At 32.4% G+C, this 401-nt stretch carries 1 protein-coding gene; it reads right to left on the bottom strand.

Annotated elements, in window-relative coordinates:
• Positions 1-401, bottom strand: a 401-nt coding sequence (locus tag CSR02_RS04120; RefSeq protein ID WP_167384092.1) for a glycosyltransferase family 2 protein, incomplete at both ends; no start/stop codon positions are given.

Below are 401 nucleotides of genomic sequence, written 5' to 3'. Positions count from 1 at the left end.
CTCTGATACATTGGTGCATCAAACCAACTTACATTTCCTCCACTTCCAACATAGGTCCAATTAATGCAAATAGCGTCAACTTCTTTTTGTTCATGCCACAATAAAAATGACTTAATATTATTAAATCTATCTGTATTTACGACTATAAATTCATCCATATCAACAAAAAGGCACCATGCGTAGTCTAAAATATCGTTATTAAACATGAGAGCATCAGAATATGCTTTACTTTGGGCATCGCTCCCTGCGCTCACCTCATTTTTTATTAACTTTATAATACCTTTACTTTGCAGGTAATATAATAAATCATCAGATCCATCTGAATTATCATTGCTGTATATAAAAATAGATTCAAACCCAAGGGAAAGGTAATGAGCTATCCATTCAATAATATAGATACC

Origin of the sequence: Acetobacter pomorum, assembly GCF_002738225.1 — a bacterium.
In the GTDB taxonomy this organism is placed as follows: Bacteria; Pseudomonadota; Alphaproteobacteria; order Acetobacterales; family Acetobacteraceae; genus Acetobacter; species Acetobacter pomorum.
The sequence above is the reverse complement of the archived record's forward strand: the minus strand, read 5'-3'. Positions and strand labels throughout refer to the sequence as shown.